We start from the raw sequence: 16794 nt of genomic DNA, 5'->3' as shown, positions 1-16794 counted from the left end.
ATGAAAACAGTTATAGCAGAAAAACCAAGCGTAGCAAAAGAAATAGCCAGCCTGTTGGGAGCATCCGAAAAAAAGGACGGCTACCTTATAGGGAATGGCTATTTTGTTACGTGGGCATTCGGACATTTGGTCGGATTGGGAATGCCCGAAGATTACGGAATTTCGGGGTTTGATCAGGCATCATTGCCGATACTCCCCAATCCGTTTATTTTGACTGTCCGAAAAGTCAAAAAGAACAAAGGCTATACAGCCGATACAGGAGCATTGAAACAACTAAAAGTTATCGAACAACTTTTTCAACGTAGTGATAGCATTGTCGTTGCGACCGATGCAGGGCGTGAGGGCGAACTTATTTTTAGATACATTTATGAACACCTGAAATGCCGTAAACCCTTTGAACGGCTGTGGATAAGCTCGCTTACCGAAAGAGCCATCAAACAAGGCTTTGAGAAACTGAAAGACGGAAAAGAATTTGACGGATTGTATCAGGCAGCACAAGGCAGAAGCCGTGCCGATTGGTTGGTAGGTATCAATGCCACACAAGCATTGAGCATAGCCGCAGGCAACGGCATTTATTCACTCGGCAGAGTGCAGACACCTACATTGGCGTTAATTTGTAAACGCTATTTGGAAAACAAGAATTTTACGGTAAAGAAATATTGGCAAATACAGTTGTTGCACCGAAAAGAGGATATAGATTTTAAAAGCATTTCTAAAACCAAATGGGAAGACCAAAAGCTCGCAAATGATACATTGCGGTTAATCGGAAGACACGGCACTGCTACGGTTGTAGCTGTGGAAAGCAAAAACGCAACGGAGCAACCACCTTTGCTTTTTGACCTTACAGGCTTGCAAAAGGAAGCAAACAAAAAGCTGAACCTGTCTGCCGAACAAACCCTGAACATCGCTCAAAGCCTTTATGAAAAGAAATTCATCACCTACCCACGTACAGGAAGCAAATACATCCCTGAAGATATGTGGAGTGAGATTCCCAATCTCGTAAGAGCCTTGCAGGACAACGAAAATTTTAAACAAGCCATAGCCAAAATGAAATGGGGTCGTTTCAATAAACGGATTGTAAATGATCTCCGTGTTACTGACCATCATGGATTGTTGATTACTGATAAAATCCCGTCCGCACTCAACGCAGACGAAACAAAAGTCTATAACATGATTGCCTTTCGCTTGCTCGAAGCCATTTCGCAAGCCTGTGTCAAAGAGATAACCGATATAGCATTGGAAGTTTCACACTATGATTTTACGCTGAAAGGATGTAAGATCCTGGATGCAGGTTGGCGTTCCATAAAAGGCAATTTTATGGATGAAGACACCGAACCGATACAGGATTTGCCCGAACTTAAAAAGGGCGATGAACTAAAAATAAAAGAAGCCTCCGTTTTGGAGAAGAAAACCAAACCACCTGTGCTTTATACCGAAGCCGGACTTTTGTCAGCTATGGAAACCGCTGGTAAGGAAATAGAAAATGAAGAAGAACGGAAAGCCCTGCAAAATATCGGCATCGGTACGCCTGCGACAAGAGCCGCAATAATCGAAACCTTGTTTACCCGCAATTATATCCAAAGGGAAAAGAAATCTTTAATCCCGACCGAAAAAGGATTACAGGTTTATGAATTGGTCAAAGACCGTAAAATTGCAGATGTAGCGATGACTGCCGAATGGGAATTAGCATTACAGAAAATTGAAAACAACGAAGTAGATGCAAGGGTATTTCAGAGGGAGATGGAAACTTATGCCAAATCCATCACGGATGAATTGTTACAAACCTCCATTGCCAACGGGAACCTACCCCAACTTGCCTGCCCGAAATGTAAAACCCGGCAACTCATTATCCGTGACAAGATTGTCAAATGTCCTGACGAAAATTGTAGCTGGGTGCAGTTCCGCAATGTATGTGGAGTGCAAATCGGGATAGATGATATAACGAGCCTTGTCAATAAAGGCAAAACCTCGTTAATCAAAGGAATGAAAAGCAAAGCCGGAAAGAAATTCGATGCTTACATCGTGCTAAAAGAAAATGCCGAGAGTTCGTTTGAGTTTGAGAACAAGAAAAGCAATAAACGAAATGGAAAATAAACAGACTATTGTACCTAAAGAAATCAAAAATCTGATTTATACCATACGTGACAAGCAAGTGATGTTGGACAGCGATCTCGCTTCTTTATACCAAGTGGAAACAAAGAACCTCAACAAAGCCGTAAAAAGAAATATTGAGCGGTTTCCTGCTTCTTTTTGTTTTCAACTGACCGATAAGGAAGTTGAAGACTTGAGGTTCCAAATTGGAACCTCAAGTTTGAGTTACGGTGGACGGCGTTACCTGCCCTATGTTTTTACCGAACAAGGGGTTGCAATGGCTTCTGCTATACTTCGTTCTGATGTTGCTGTCAAAGTCAGTGTAGAAATTATGGAAGCATTTGTAGAAATGCGTAGAATGCTTATTAGCAATGCTTCTTTATTCCATCGTTTGGATAATATTGAATTAAAGCAATTAGAAGCCGATCAAAAATTTGAAGAAATCTTTAAGGCTTTGGAAAGTGACAAGCTCCATAGCGAAAAAGGTATCTTTTACAATGGACAGGTCTTTGATGCCTATACCTTTGTATCAGACATTATCCGAAGTGCCGATAAATCAATTATCCTGCTCGATAATTACACAGATGATACAGTGCTGACCTTGTTGGGCAAACGTAAGGATAACGTAACAGCAAAAATCTACACCAAAAATATCAGCAATCAGTTAAGGCTGGACTTACAACGATACAACAGCCAATATCCCCCGATTGAAATTGAGATTTTCTCCGATGCCCATGACCGATTTTTGATCATAGACCAGACGCAACTGTATCATATTGGAGCTTCGCTAAAAGACCTGGGCAAAAAATGGTTTGCTTTTTCCAGAATGGATATAGAAGTCGGCAGGATGCTTCAACTTCTGAACGAATAATAAACCCTCTGAAATTTCAGAGGGTTTTATTTTAGTTTTTTGATGCTTCCAACGAAACTTTTCTAAACTCTTTTAAAAGTTTCTCCAATTCAAGAGAAGCCTTACGGGCTCTTGTTCCTGCGGCTTTGTTCCCTTTTTCTGCCTGTAATTCCGCATCAGCTTTGAATGCTTCAATGCTTGCGTTGATTTTTTCGATTAGTTCATTCATTATGATAATGGATTAAAATTTATAACAAACAAAAGTACATTTTTAAGCCCTTACATCAACTACGTTTTACGACAAATCCTGCCTCTCAAAGCCAAACCCTGCCACATCTTCAAAGGCTCTTGATCTCTACTCTAATTTTAGGCTTTACGCAAAATTTCTAAACAAAAATTATTATGAGTACACAGCAAAAAGACTTGTCGTATTTCCGTTTACGACTGCAAGAGCATCTTAATTCGAGCTTTCCCGAAAAAGCCAACGATCAAAAATTTATCGACCAGCGTTCCTCGTGGGCAGCGAATGCTTATGAGGGAGCGTTCCGCTCCGGCAACGCTATCGACCAATGCAATGAGATAGCCAATTACATTCTGTTTGAAAACCTGCATTTCTCCAAATTCGATACCATTTTTCAAGTGGTCTGCAATGAGTTTGATACCCTTATGGCAGACGAGGAACTGCGACCGTTCGCCTTCAAAATGTTTCCCGTCTGTGAGCCTGTTTTTGCCAAATATAAACTGACAGATGATTTCGCTTACGGTTATGAGTTTGATGTCCTCTATACCGAACTGACGGGAACTATCGCAATATGGATAGAGGAAAATGGGCTTCAGTAAAAGGCAACACCTCCAGCACAACATCGAAGCCCTGCGGATTGCTTTTACATTAGAAAAGGAAAGACGACAAGCCACCGCAGAGGAAAGACTGCTAATGAAGCGTTACAGCGGATTTGGCGGTCTTAAATTCGTGTTGAATCCCATAGCGAATGAAATAGACATCAATCATTGGCGAAAAACCGAACATGATCTTTTTCCGATAACACAGGAACTCCATAAACTGCTCAAAGAAAATTCCGAAGACGATAAGCAATACCGTCGGTATGTAGATAGTATGAAAAGCTCGGTACTGACTGCTTTTTATACACCACCACAGGTCATAGATACGATTGCTTCGACATTGAGGAATAGCGGTCTTAATATTGATACATTCCTCGAACCCTCCGCAGGTATCGGCTCCTTTATACAATCATTTGCAGAGAACCGGGAGGCTAAAGTTACTGCTTATGAAAAGGATTTGCTCACAGGCAAAATATTAAAGCACCTTTATCCTGAAAGCACTATCCGCATTAGCGGATTTGAAGAGATACCTGAAAAAGAGCAAGGCTCGTATGCTGTAATTGCAAGCAATATCCCTTTTGGGGATACTTCGGTATTTGATCTGTCGTTTTCCCGAAGCAAAGACCCCGCAAAAGTACAGGCTGCCCGCAGCATCCACAATTATTTCTTCTTAAAAGGAAATGACATGCTTCGTGAGGGCGGTTTACAGGTGTTTATTACTTCTCAGGGTATTCTGAACAGTCCAAAGAATGAGCCAATACGCAGGGCGTTAATGGAAAACAACAATCTGGTTTCGGCTATTCGATTGCCGAATAACCTGTTTACGGATTATGCAGGTACAGAGGTTGGAAGTGATTTAATCATATTACAAAAAGATATACAAAAACAAAAAAATTCCTGGAGAGAAAATAAGTTCTGCGGCACATACATAACAGCGGAAAACTTCTCAACTAACGTATTATTGGGAGATCTCGACAGGGTGGTTCATACCGACAAAAAAATAGACACCGATCCTTACGGACAACCTGCTCTCATCTATACTCACAAAGGGGGTATTGAGGGCATAGCAAAAGACCTCAATCAAATGCTTTCCGATGATTTTGGAAAATATTTGGATTTAGGTTTATACAAAGGCAAACGGAACGATGACCCCATCACACCAATACCAATTACCCCGACAGTCGCACCTCCGGTTGCCGAACCTTTAACAGTTCAGACGGAACCACCTAAACAACGAAATATTCCACCTGCAACCGTTCAGGAAAGTCCACAGGAATTAAAGCAACTGAGCATTTTCGATTTGTTTGAGAATGCAGGGGAACCCGTAGCGGTTCTTGCTCCACCAAAGAAAACTACCCAGAGTAAAAGAAAGACAGTAAAAAGCAGGCGTGCTCCTATGGGTCGGCAAACCGACCTGTTCAGCGGTACAATGCAACAATCTTACACGCCTCCTGCTTCAAACGGTACAGTAAAGAGAAACACTCGACCGAACAACACCGGACAGGAAATAATCGGCGACTTGTTTTCACAAGTTGGCGGGAATGGCCACGCTGATAAGCCAGCCGATCCCGACATAGCAATCAACACCATCCCCGAACCTGCTCCGTACAGTGGCGAACTGCAAGCATTCCACCGAAACGACTGCCTTGTCGTGGATAATGGCTGGGTGGGTCATCTGCAAGAAGTAGAGGCAAAAGACGGTACGGCTGTTTTCCACCCCTTGCAATTGCCGCCTTTACAGAAAGCAAGAGCCGAAGCGTATATCGGGGTGCGTGATGTTTATCAACTGCTATACACCAAAGAAGCAGAACAACAGATCGAGCATAAAAAAGAAAGGGAAACTCTTAACCGTCTTTACGATGCCTTTGTGAAGCGGTACGGGAACCTTAACAATGCCGATAACATCAAGTTGATAAAAACAGATAGTGCCGGAAAGGAAATACCTTATTTGGAGCGTGTAAAAGGCGGTATTATTCATAAATCGGATATTTTCAGTCGTCCTGTAAGTTTCTCAACTGTAACCATAACAACCGACAATCCCGAAGAAGCGTTATCCGCTTCGCTGAACAAATACGGGAGCGTGGATCTGGGCTATATGTCCGAAATCAGCAATATGCCTGCTGATGCTTTGAGGGAAGCCCTGCACGGTCGTATTTATTACAATCCGCTCGAAAAGGAATATGAAATTGCTGAACGTTGGGTTGCGGGCAACGTTGTGGAGAAAGCACAAGAGGTCAGAGCCCACCTCGAAAACAATCCCGATGATGCCCAAGCCAAAGAAAGCCTTACCGTATTAGAGGAAGCAAGACCAAGACGTATCGAATTTGAGGAACTCGATTTTAATCTCGGCGAACGCTGGATACCCGCAGGCATTTATGCCCGGTTTGCATCGCACCTTTTCGATACAGAAGTCCGTATCCATTACTCCGATAGTGCCGACGATTTCTCCGTAACCTGTAAGCAAAAGAACGTACACATTTGGGATAAATATGCGGTCAAAGCCAAAAGCCGGACGTATGACGGAATTGCCCTGCTCAAACACGCCCTCATCAATACCACGCCCGATATTTCTAAAACAGTACAGGTAGATGGCAAAGATGTTAAGGTAAGGGATATGGAAGCCATACAAATGGCGAATACCAGGATTGACGAAATCCGAACTGCCTTTACCGATTGGCTTCACGCCCAAAACGATGTGTTCAAAAAAAGGCTGACCGACCAATACAACGACACCTTTAACTGTTTTGTCCGCCCGAACTACGACGGCTCACATCAGGAGTTTCCGGGATTAGACCGAAAGGGATTGGAGATTGACGACCTGTATTCGAGCCAAAAGGATGCGGTCTGGATGATAAAGCTCAACAACGGTGCTATCTGCGACCACGAAGTAGGTGCAGGAAAGACGTTGATAATGTGTACGGGAGCACAGGAAATGAAGCGTTTGGGCTTGGCACACAAACCGATGATTATCGGACTGAAAGCCAATGTACCCGAAATTGCCGAAGCCTACCGCACCGCTTATCCCCACGCCAAAATCCTCTATCCGGGCATTGATGACTTTACGCCCGAAAAACGTCTGCGGATTTTCGGTGATATTAAAAACAACGAGTGGGATTGTGTGATACTCACACACGACCAATTCGGGATGATACCGCAATCACCCGAAATACAAAAGGAAATCCTGCAAATCGAATTAGACAGCGTAGAAGAAAATCTTGATGTTTTGCGTAGTCAAGGAGATGAAGTAACCAGAGGTATGCTTGCCGGAGCGGAAAAACAAAAGGAAAACCTCGAAGTAAAGCTCAAAACGCTGCAACACGATATTGAAAACCGCAAAGATGACATTGTAGATTTCAAAATGATGGGTATAGACCATTTGTTTGTAGACGAAAGCCACCAATTCAAAAACCTGATGTTCAACACAAGGCATTCGAGGGTTGCGGGATTGGGCAATCAACAGGGAAGCCAAAAGGCACTGAACCTGCTGTTTGCTATCCGTACCATACAGGAGCGTATTGATGCGGATATGGGGGCAACTTTCCTGTCGGGAACTACCATAAGCAATTCGCTTACCGAACTGTACCTGCTCTTTAAATACCTGCGACCAAGAGCATTGGCAAAACAGGGTATTAACTCCTTTGATGCGTGGGCAGCGATTTATGCAAAGAAAACGACCGATTATGAATTTTCGGTAGCTAATAATATCGTGGCAAAAGAGCGTTTCCGATACTTTATCAAAGTACCGGAACTGGCTCAATTCTATTCCGAAATCACGGATTACCGTACTGCGGAAATGATTGGTATTGACCGCCCAGAAAAGAACGAGGTGTTTTATAACATACCGCCTACGCCAGACCAGGAGCAATTTATCGAAAAGCTGATGGAGTTTGCCAAAACAGGCAAAGGCGAATTATTGGGCAGAGAACCTTTATCTAAAAAAGAGGAAAAAGCAAAAATGCTCATCGCTACGGATTACGCCCGTAAGATGTCTTTGGATATGCGGATGGTAAGCCCTCATTACCAAGACCACCCCGACAACAAGGCTACGCATTGTGCGAATAATATCGCTAAGTATTACCACAAATTCAATGCACAGAAAGGAACGCAATTCGTGTTTTCGGATTTGGGAACATACAAACCGAACCAATGGAATATCTACTCCGAAATCAAACGCAAGTTGGCGGAAGACCACGGCATACCTGCACACGAAATCCGCTTTATACAGGAAGCGAAAAATGACAAGCAACGCAAAGAACTTATACAAGGAATGAACAGCGGTAAAATCCGTGTGTTGTTCGGTTCTACGAGTATGCTCGGTACAGGTGTCAATGCACAGAAAAGAGCCGTTGCCGTACATCATCTGGATACGCCTTGGCGACCGTCCGACCTTGCCCAAAGGGATGGTCGGGCTATCCGAAAAGGCAATGAAATAGCCAAACATTTTAACAACAATAAAGTGGATGTCATTATTTATGCAGTAGAAAAATCGTTGGACAGTTACAAGTTCAACCTGCTGTACAACAAACAGCTATTTATCGACCAGTTAAAATCCAATAATCTCGGCAAACGGACGATTGACGAGGGCAGTATGGACGAAAAATCGGGCATGAACTTCTCAGAATACGTGGCTATTCTTATGGGCAATACCGACCTGTTGGACAAAGCTAAAATAGAAAAACAGATTGCCGGACTGGAAAGCGAAAGGCAATCGTTCAACCGTTCAAAATCGAGTGCCAAATATAAATTGGAAGACTATACGGCAGAACTCGACAGAACCCAATCCCGATTTGACCGTATGAGCCTTGACTGGAATAACCTGCAAGGGCGTATTCAAAAACTGTCGGATGGTACTGTTGCTAACCTTATTAAGCTGGACGGCTTGTCGCCAAATGCGGATACAAAACAAATCGGTACAAAGCTCAATCAGCTTGCGGACAAATCCCGTACAGGGGGGGATTATGAGGAAATCGGAAGCCTCTACGGTTTTCAGCTTTTGGTAAAAACGGAAATGTCGCAAAAGGACGGTGCGGATATTCGGGTAAACCGATTTTTGATACAGGGCGAGGGAAATATCAAATATACCTACAACAACGGTATCCTTGCCAAAGATGAGAAGCTGGCATCTATGAATTTCCTTAATGCACTGGAAAAACTACCTTCCTACATTGAACAGGAACAAAAGAGAATAGCCGAAATTAAAAAGGATTTACCTGTTCTTCATGAAGTGTTGAACGGTACGTGGAGTAAAGAGAACCGATTGAACGAACTTAAAACCGAGCTGGCTTCTGTTGAGCGGAAAATACAGTTATCTATCAAGCCCAAAACACACGACGAACCCGAAGAACAAACTGAAAAACAGCAAGAAACACCAAAGGTTTCGGAAAGTATTGTGCGAACAAAAGGCATTCATTTACCAAGAGGGGTATTATAAAAGGGGCTTTTTATAAGCTCCCTTTTTCTTGGCAGACGTTATTTTACATAGTTCAGATACCAATGTACCCCAAACTTATCTATGACACACACCAGGTTGGTGTCAATCGTTGTTTGGAAAAAATCAAATGTTACATTTCCGTCAATTTTCAATTTCTCAAAAACTGATTTTTGTTCATCAGGATTATCAAAATTTACTGTCATTCCAATACCGTTTCCAAAACTGATTTCTTCCTTTTCAAAACCGTCAGAAATATAGAAATGAACGTTTTCCGCTTTAAATTCAGCGTGGGCAATTTTGTTCTTATAGGCTTCCGATACCTGATAAGGTGTTTCTGAATACCGTTGTACAAAAATTGTCTGTCCTCCAAAACAATCTTCATAGAATTTCAAGGCTTCTTCTGTTCTGCCTTTAATCGTAAAATAAGCAACTAATGTTTTCATATTCAATTATTTTTAGGCAAAGATTGTTATTAACCCTGCCATAAAATTGAACGGAGTTGCTATTTTACGCTTTGAGAGGGCAATATGCCGAATGCCTTATAATATGTTCGTGTAAAATGTGCTTGGTCTGAAAAACCACCTAAATAAGAAGAGTGTGTAAGGCTCTGTTTTTGATAAACTGCTTTTAGGGATTTGACTAATTTCGTATATAAAACAAACTCTCTAAAAGATATTCCTGTTTGCTGTTTGAAAAGATGAGAAAACCGATACATTGATAAATGGCTGTGTTCAGAAATCTGTTTGAGCGTTATGTCTTCTGTTTTTCGGATTTTATCTATTGCTTTTCTAATTCTTTTGTCTATCGCAATACCAGAAGTATAGCCAATTTCGGAAATAATTTTGTCAATTATTTTTTTGGTCAAGCTCTCGTCATTCTGCTCATCTGAAAGCCATTTTTCTAAACGTTTGGTTATATTTTTTACCTGAATAAGCGATAATTGTTTGAAGGGCTCTTTTCTGTCGGTTAGTTTTAAGCCTTGTTCAGAGAAAGGCTCGATATGGATAAAAGCAATGTAGCTGTTATCAGGATTGACAAGTTTTCGGATAGTGTTAGCCTGCATAATTACTCCCTTGCAGGAAACCTTTTGCCGCTCACACCAATAATCAATTTCATCTGAAAACGATACAGCAACGGTAATAGCGTGATGCAGATGTTCGCTGGTCTGGATGTCTTTACCGATATAAATCCCGCCAATGTCCGAAAACCCTATTTTTATGTGTTTTTTCACGATTTTTTATTGTCTTACAGACTTAGATATTGTCCTGGTTATTTACTCATTATCTTAGATGGTTTCCTTTCCGTTTCATCCTGCAAAGTTATCAAATTCAAATAAGCAAATGTTTATATCTTATGGATAAACTACATTGCGGGTATTATCAAACAAAACTACTTATCATCGTACTCATCCATTTTTCTAATCAGTGCATCACGTAAGTTGTCAAGGAATTTCGTTCGGTTTATTTTTCGGGCTTTCAGTTCCAAAAATGTATGATAAAAATCTCCTAAGTCAATATTAAATGTGCTTTCAAATGTTTTGGCAATAACCTTGATGTCGGCATTTCCATTGTCAAATATGCCGTGTGCATATAGAGCATATATCAACTCCGTTAATGCTGTTTTGCTACCTGTCCAGTTCAGTACAGGCTTTTCAGAAGTCTTATTTTGATGCGTGTTATGAAGCTGATCTTCAAGATAAACCCGTATCAGGTCATTAGCTATAATCTTCGCCGCTTTGTAATCATGAGACGTGGAAAATCTGTGGTCGGTTTCAAAATAAACAGTATCCAGACTCAATTTTATATCATATTTACCTCTGATAAAGAGCTTGTCATCAATGAAAGAATTATTAGTCCGGTAGTATTTATAAAATTCGAGATTGTTGTCAAAATACTTTTTGAGTTTTCTCAATTCTTCATTTAGATATTTTTTTATAGCCTTACTATTGTTTGGCTTTTTGGTTTCAATTTTATAAATGGCATTGTAGTAAACGAGCTTTGCCACAATTGCAGGCTTCTGATACTTGAAAAAACGGATTTCTTCATCTGTATTCTTAAAACCTCTTTTTAGAACATATTCTTTTACTTCAGACAGACAGTTTACAATGAGGTGAATAATGGTTTCTATACGTTGTATGGAATAATCGGTTTCCAACTCACATTCATGAATTGTGGTTTCCAGACTATGGAGTTTTTCATTCAAAAATTTATTCATTCAGCTTTATTTTAGTGTTTTTGGTTTAAAAGGAAAAGTCTATACAGGCGTAGCCACAGAAGATTAAAAATATTCCCCCAATGTTATGTAAAAGCCGTGGTAGCCACGGCTGAAACCATAATCCAACGATATATTTGTGCCGGATAATTTATCGACCTTAATCCTTAGCCCACCACCGACGCCTAAACTCCATTTAGAGAACAGCGGATTTTTATAGTCCTCTGTGCTATTGAGGTTTGAAAACAGTGTAAATCCGAGCAGTCCATCACGTGTGATGTCCTTTCTATATTCCGCTTCCAGATAAAACAGGGATTTCGCACGAAACCTGCTCTGCTGAAAACCACGACCCGAAGTATTGAAATCATCCCATCCAATGGATGGCAGATCAAAATAAGGAGCATTGGAATTAAATGTTGTCCAGTAATAGCTCCATAATGCGATCAGGTTCTGCCGTTCAGGAGACTTGGTCAATCTGTAATATTTTTTGGCATCCACATACAAAGAATGCCAATAACGATCACTACCCATAAATTCGGGATTCATCCTGTACGTAATATTTAAGTAGCTTCCCTTTGATGCATTTATCGAACTACCCCTCGTATCATATAGTAAATCGAAGCTGATACCGGAGGAGGTGCTGGTTGTTCCGTTCGTGGTTCCATAATTGTATCCGGAAAATTGTGTAAGTGTTGGGTCTTGGGAGTTTGTTTTAATCTTTGAATTGACATCAAGATGATATCCAACCCCTAACAACAGTCCGGGAGAAACCTGTCTGAATATTTGCTGGTAAACACGCAGATATGACCTATCGACTAATAACTTGTCATCATCAGTTTTTAGCTTTCCTAATCCGTAGGTGTATTCCGGGTATTTCAAAATCCGCATATCGCCTCGTAAAGCCCATTTGTTACGATCCAGCCAGATGTAGGAACGTACAGGGAGTCCATACCTGCCCTCAAAATCGAAATAGGGAACAAACCAGACTTCGGATAAATTCGTGTTTTTTCGGCTTCCGAGATAAAAACTTCCTGTTACCGTGGTGACCAAAGCCCTGCCACCTCCGGGAACATCTGTAGTCAATGGCAGTACGGAAAAGCTGAATGGCTTATCCGTGGTGTCACGAGGTTCCGGAGGTATGTATATTAAACATCTTTTCGATGACATCAAACAGATCCTTCTGCTTAATGGTATCCTGTTTGGCTTCAATGCCAGTAGAATCTGTGGGAGTCTGAGCATGAAGTGCCAGAGGGAGGAAACTGAGGCACAGTACTGTCCACTGCATCCCTGCTCTTATCCGCATGGGCCATTGGGGACACTCATTACTGAATGTTAAGCATTCTTTTTTATTTTTCACTACTTTCATGATTTTATGAAATTATCTATTGATGGTATAACCCACTGTCCATTCGACAAAATCAGCCTTGCCCATATGTGCTTTGATGGATACCCCGGCATTGATATTTTTATACACGTAATACCGAGCTCCAGCCCTTAGGAAAAAGGGATTTACCTCACCGTTGAACTCCTGCCTGTGCAGGTAATAGCCGATATTTCCGTTTAGCACAAGGCGTTCATCCAGGATATGTACGATATACAGGGTCGGCCCTCCCGAAAACTGGGAGCCAAAGGCTCCTGCCTTTCTGCCCGCCACTTTGCTATCGTTCCCAGAACCAGAATAATAAAAGTCCACTCCGGCTCCCAGACGCCATTTGTGGGATACGTGCCTGCTGGCATAGATCCCGATAGTCGCTTTGAGGTAGCTGTCGTCCGAGTCGGGACTGAGCTGTTTGACACCCGTCCCGAGATTGATGTGGTACAGCCATTTTTTTGGAAATGGTGCGATAGGGGCATCGTGCCTTATCATAGCTTCCGGATGTGGCTGATAGCTGACCGAAAGTGACAGTGGCACCAGATTGATACCTCGGTTAGGCAGTGCCATGGCTCCGTTTGAAAAATGGTGGAACGACACGCCGATCCCTGCCTTCCATTTTGCATGGAGGCGGTACTGTGCACGAAGGCCAAAATCGATAAAAACGTTGTTCCGGGAGCCAATTGCCAGGTTCAATGGATTGTCAACCTTGTCATAGGGTTTGAAGTTACCTGTCAGACCCAGTGCGATCCGGTAGTCAAACGACCATCTGCGGTCACTTTCCGGGGAAAAGGGAACCTGCACGAAGCCGTACACGGCGAACGGATTTCCTATAATGTCGTTGTTAAAGGTACCCGAATAGATCCCCACGCCATAGATGGGGTTATTGTAGAGTGCATTATAGGCATACCGCTTACTGTTCTGTTTCCAGCCGATCCTCAGGTTGGCTCCCTGATAGTAGGCATCCTTATAGGTCATATCCCTCAGTTCCTTTTGTTTCAGGATTCCACCGTTTTCCAGATCGAACTCAATGACCAGCGGATTACGGGCAGGAGCCTGTCGGAGGGAATCTTCCTGAGCCATGCTGAACAGTGGAAAAAAGGCAATAAAAAAAGGCAATAGGGATTCATGCCGGCATGCCGGCCAGAAAAATAGTAATCTCATTTGTATTCTTTTTTAAAACGATAGGACGGGCTGGATCAACTATCCAGCCAGGCTTTAAAGTCAGGTACACGGTCTCTGCTCACAATGACATCTTCATCAGGCTGAGGGGAAAGCACGAGCTTAAGACGGTTGCCAAAATAAATATGTATCTGCCGTATACATTTTCTTGAAACGATGAACTGACGGTTTATCCGAAAAAAGGTATAAGGGTCAACCTCTTTTTCCAGCAAGTCTAACGTGGAGGAAAGCACATGGGGCTTATTATCCAGCGTAACCAGATGCGTTAATTTATTGGAGAGCTGAAAATAGGCGACCTCATCTTTAGAGATCGTCAGTAACCTGTCTCTCCACTCTATCAGAAAATTGTTCTTAAACCTCGTTGGGTTCGCTGAAATATCTTTAAGGAGAAGTTGAAGATCGGGGATAGCAGTTACCGGATTCAACTGACGATACCTCATCAGGCTTTGCTTAATATCTTCTATCGCTACGGGTTTTAGCAAATAATCGATGCCATTTGCTTTGAATGCCTTGATCGCATATTCGTCGTAAGCCGTGGTAAAAATGACGGGCTTCTGAATATCAAATTCGGAAAAAATGTCAAAGCTGAGACCATCCGACAACTGAATGTCCATGAAATACAGATCCGGCTCATCGTTAGCGGAGAGCCATTCCAGCGTTTCCTTAACCGTGTGTAATATAGCCACGATTTCAATGTCTTCCCGAACCTTTGAAATAAGCCGTTTCAGTCGGTTGGCTGTCAACAGTTCATCCTCAATTATTATTGCTTTTATCATCGCTTAAGTTCTAAAAATGGAACCCTCACCCAAAAGAAATCATCATCGTGCTTTATCGAAACCACTTCGTTTCCGAGAAGCTGATACCTTTCTGTTATATTTTTCAAACCAATGCCTTTGCTGGCTCTTTGGGTAGTCACAGGGTTAATGTTGTTCTTTATTACGATACCGTCCTGGTCAGCAAGTATTTCTATTTTTAAAGGGCTTTGCCTGCTGATCGAATTGTGTTTGATAGCATTTTCAACCAATAACTGCATGGTTGCCGTGGCAATGCCTTTGTTCATAAGGCTGTCCGGTATATCAATTTTCACCATCAGACTTTCCTGATACCTTGCTTCGTACAGAAACAGATAAGAACGTATAAATTCCAGTTCCTCTTTCAGCGGAACTACATGGTGTTCTTTGTCTTTCAGTACGTGCCTGTAGATATTTGAAAGTTGCTGTACATATTCAACCGCCAACTGTGAATCCTCTTCTATCAGGGAAGTAAGCGTACTGAAATTATTAAAGAGAAAATGAGGATCTATCTGCATTTTCAAAAATTCCAGTTCTGCCTTAGCCACTTTTTCTTCATACTTCGCCAGCGTGACCGTCGCCGTATTCCATTGGATGAAGAACGAAGCAGCCGTAAATACCGCAGAAAAAAGTATGCACATAACTGTTCCGGTTACAAATACCTGCCGAACCGTTGTTTCATCATAGTATGCATCGGGGATCAACAGCCGTGAAAGAAACAGTACGGAACTGACGATAACCATCAATATACCGATCTGAATAAAAATCCTTTTGGTAAGTGCAGAACGCCACGGGAAATGTTTATCCAGCTTTTTGCTGACCCAAAAACTGCTTTCCATTATGGTCAACACACCGATGAAAGTCACCGCCAGATCACGGAGCACTTCGAGCACGAACTCTTTTGTGAGCGGATAATCCCACGGGTTTATCAGGAGCAGCATTCCATAGAACACTACTCCGATGATAAAGTAACCGATAAACTTAAATCCCTTTTTTTGAAATGTCATAACAGTACGAATTTAAACATTATCGTTGAGCTGACCGTGATATGCATTAGCAATTAACATTCACCTGCTATTTTCGTGTCCACGTTTGTGTCTGGTAGAACATGCCGACATAGCCCCGCACCTTTAGCTTGCCATTTTCAAGCCACATGGTACATTTATAGGTCTTTCCTTCCGATGGATCATAGATTTTGCCACCTTCCCATTTTCCGTTGTTCTGCTTAAAGTCCGTTAACATAAGCAGTCCGATAAGAGGTTTGCTACGTTTGGACTTGTCCGGGTTTTCCTGATCGGTCAATGGTTTGCCCTGTGCATCATTGGCATCTTTCAGCCATACGATCTTACCATTGAACTTGTCTCCCGACTGATAAATTTCTACAATGGCTTCACCGTCGTCTGTCAGCCATTTTCCTTTTATTTCCTGTGCATAGGTGAACGATGCTATAAGCAGCAGTGCAAAACTTAAAAATAGATTTTTCATGTTTTATTATTTTTGTTATAAATTATTTCAAGAGTTTTATTTCATTTAAACGGACGTTTCCCTTTTCCGACTTGGCAATAATCACCGCAAGATTCGGTCTTGTTGTATGGGTCTGTTTTTCGCCCACCTTTACCCCATAGGTCAGCAGGATTTCGCCGTTTTCATCTCTCTGTAAACTTACAGGGTATATTTTCGTCTCCCTGTCCGTTTCCGGAAGCACAACCGCCAATACATTTTGTTTGGAAAAATCAATAACGGTAGGCTTTCCATCATTTCCCATGTGAGCCGCCATTCCAAAAATTTCATTAAACTGTTCCTGTGTTTCAATTCTGGGATGCTCCAGTTTTGTTACTGTATTATTTACAAAATAGTTTTTAGCTAATGTGAAAGCAATGTCTGCTGTATTTAACACCGTGTCCGTTGTATTTACAGCATCTTTCAAAGCATTCTCGTTGTCCGGTTTCTTATTGTTTTGACACGCCGTAAAAGCCAGCCCTGCAAGTGTTAACAGCATTACGATTCTTTTTGTCATATTTTAAAT

Annotated in this window: 14 protein-coding genes; 4 read left to right on the top strand and 10 right to left on the bottom strand. The window is 41.9% G+C overall.

Annotated features, from left to right (window positions below; all coding sequences use genetic code 11):
- Nucleotides 1-2094, top strand: a complete 2094-nt coding sequence (locus tag EDC17_RS06730) for a type IA DNA topoisomerase (protein WP_072997315.1) — start codon at nt 1-3, stop codon at nt 2092-2094.
- Nucleotides 2084-2962, top strand: a complete 879-nt coding sequence (locus tag EDC17_RS06725; protein WP_072997314.1) for an ORF6N domain-containing protein — start codon at nt 2084-2086, stop codon at nt 2960-2962. Before EDC17_RS06730 ends, EDC17_RS06725 begins: the two co-directional genes overlap by 11 nt.
- 31 nt (nt 2963-2993) lie before the next feature.
- Here the strand turns inward: EDC17_RS06725 and EDC17_RS06720 are convergent, their stop codons facing one another.
- Nucleotides 2994-3170: a histone H1 gene (locus EDC17_RS06720; RefSeq protein ID WP_072997313.1), complete on the bottom strand. Its 177-nt coding sequence runs from the start codon at nt 3168-3170 to the stop codon at nt 2994-2996.
- Between the two features lie 173 nt (nt 3171-3343).
- Between EDC17_RS06720 and EDC17_RS06715 the strand changes: the two genes are divergently transcribed.
- Together EDC17_RS06715 and EDC17_RS06710 are read left to right on the top strand one after the other, a co-directional pair.
- Nucleotides 3344-3781, top strand: coding sequence for a DUF1896 domain-containing protein (locus tag EDC17_RS06715; protein WP_072997312.1), 438 nt, complete (start codon nt 3344-3346; stop codon nt 3779-3781).
- Entirely contained in the window at nt 3768-9212 is a 5445-nt protein-coding gene (locus EDC17_RS06710) for a helicase-related protein (RefSeq protein ID WP_072997311.1), read from the top strand. The genes EDC17_RS06715 and EDC17_RS06710 overlap by 14 nt, the downstream gene beginning before the upstream one ends.
- 38 nt (nt 9213-9250) lie before the next feature.
- Here EDC17_RS06710 and EDC17_RS06705 read toward each other — a convergent pair whose 3' ends face one another.
- The 9 genes from EDC17_RS06705 to EDC17_RS06665 all read right to left on the bottom strand — a co-directional run bounded on the left by EDC17_RS06705 (nt 9251) and on the right by EDC17_RS06665 (nt 16785).
- The gene (locus tag EDC17_RS06705; RefSeq protein WP_072997310.1) at nt 9251-9655 is read right to left on the bottom strand and encodes a VOC family protein; all 405 of its coding nucleotides are present in this window, start codon (nt 9653-9655) and stop codon (nt 9251-9253) included.
- Between the two features lie 59 nt (nt 9656-9714).
- Nucleotides 9715-10443, bottom strand: coding sequence for a helix-turn-helix transcriptional regulator (locus tag EDC17_RS06700; protein ID WP_072997309.1), 729 nt, complete (start codon nt 10441-10443; stop codon nt 9715-9717).
- Nucleotides 10444-10601: 158 nt separating this feature from the next.
- Nucleotides 10602-11426 carry an RteC domain-containing protein gene (locus tag EDC17_RS06695; protein WP_072997308.1) on the bottom strand — a complete coding sequence of 275 codons (825 nt, stop codon included), beginning with the start codon at nt 11424-11426 and terminating at the stop codon, nt 10602-10604.
- Nucleotides 11427-11489: 63 nt separating this feature from the next.
- Nucleotides 11490-12590, bottom strand: a complete 1101-nt coding sequence (locus tag EDC17_RS06690; RefSeq protein WP_165894377.1) for a BamA/TamA family outer membrane protein — start codon at nt 12588-12590, stop codon at nt 11490-11492.
- A gap of 211 nt (nt 12591-12801) precedes the next feature.
- On the bottom strand, nt 12802-13959 hold the full coding sequence (locus tag EDC17_RS06685; protein WP_221405655.1) for an acyloxyacyl hydrolase: 1158 nt from the start codon (nt 13957-13959) through the stop codon (nt 12802-12804).
- 35 nt (nt 13960-13994) lie between these two features.
- Nucleotides 13995-14753, bottom strand: a complete 759-nt coding sequence (locus EDC17_RS06680) for a LytR/AlgR family response regulator transcription factor (protein ID WP_072997304.1) — start codon at nt 14751-14753, stop codon at nt 13995-13997.
- On the bottom strand, nt 14750-15661 hold the full coding sequence (locus EDC17_RS06675; protein WP_165894376.1) for a sensor histidine kinase: 912 nt from the start codon (nt 15659-15661) through the stop codon (nt 14750-14752). The genes EDC17_RS06680 and EDC17_RS06675 overlap by 4 nt, the downstream gene beginning before the upstream one ends.
- A gap of 181 nt (nt 15662-15842) precedes the next feature.
- Nucleotides 15843-16253 (bottom strand): DUF2147 domain-containing protein, encoded by a 411-nt coding sequence (locus EDC17_RS06670; protein ID WP_072997302.1) that lies wholly within the window; start codon nt 16251-16253, stop codon nt 15843-15845.
- Between the two features lie 22 nt (nt 16254-16275).
- Nucleotides 16276-16785, bottom strand: coding sequence for a hypothetical protein (locus tag EDC17_RS06665; protein WP_072997301.1), 510 nt, complete (start codon nt 16783-16785; stop codon nt 16276-16278).
- Nucleotides 16786-16794 lie beyond the last annotated feature (9 nt).

This window comes from Sphingobacterium alimentarium (genome assembly GCF_004342685.1).
GTDB lineage: Bacteria > Bacteroidota > Bacteroidia > Sphingobacteriales > Sphingobacteriaceae > Sphingobacterium > Sphingobacterium alimentarium.
The sequence above is the reverse complement of the archived record's forward strand: the minus strand, read 5'-3'. Positions and strand labels throughout refer to the sequence as shown.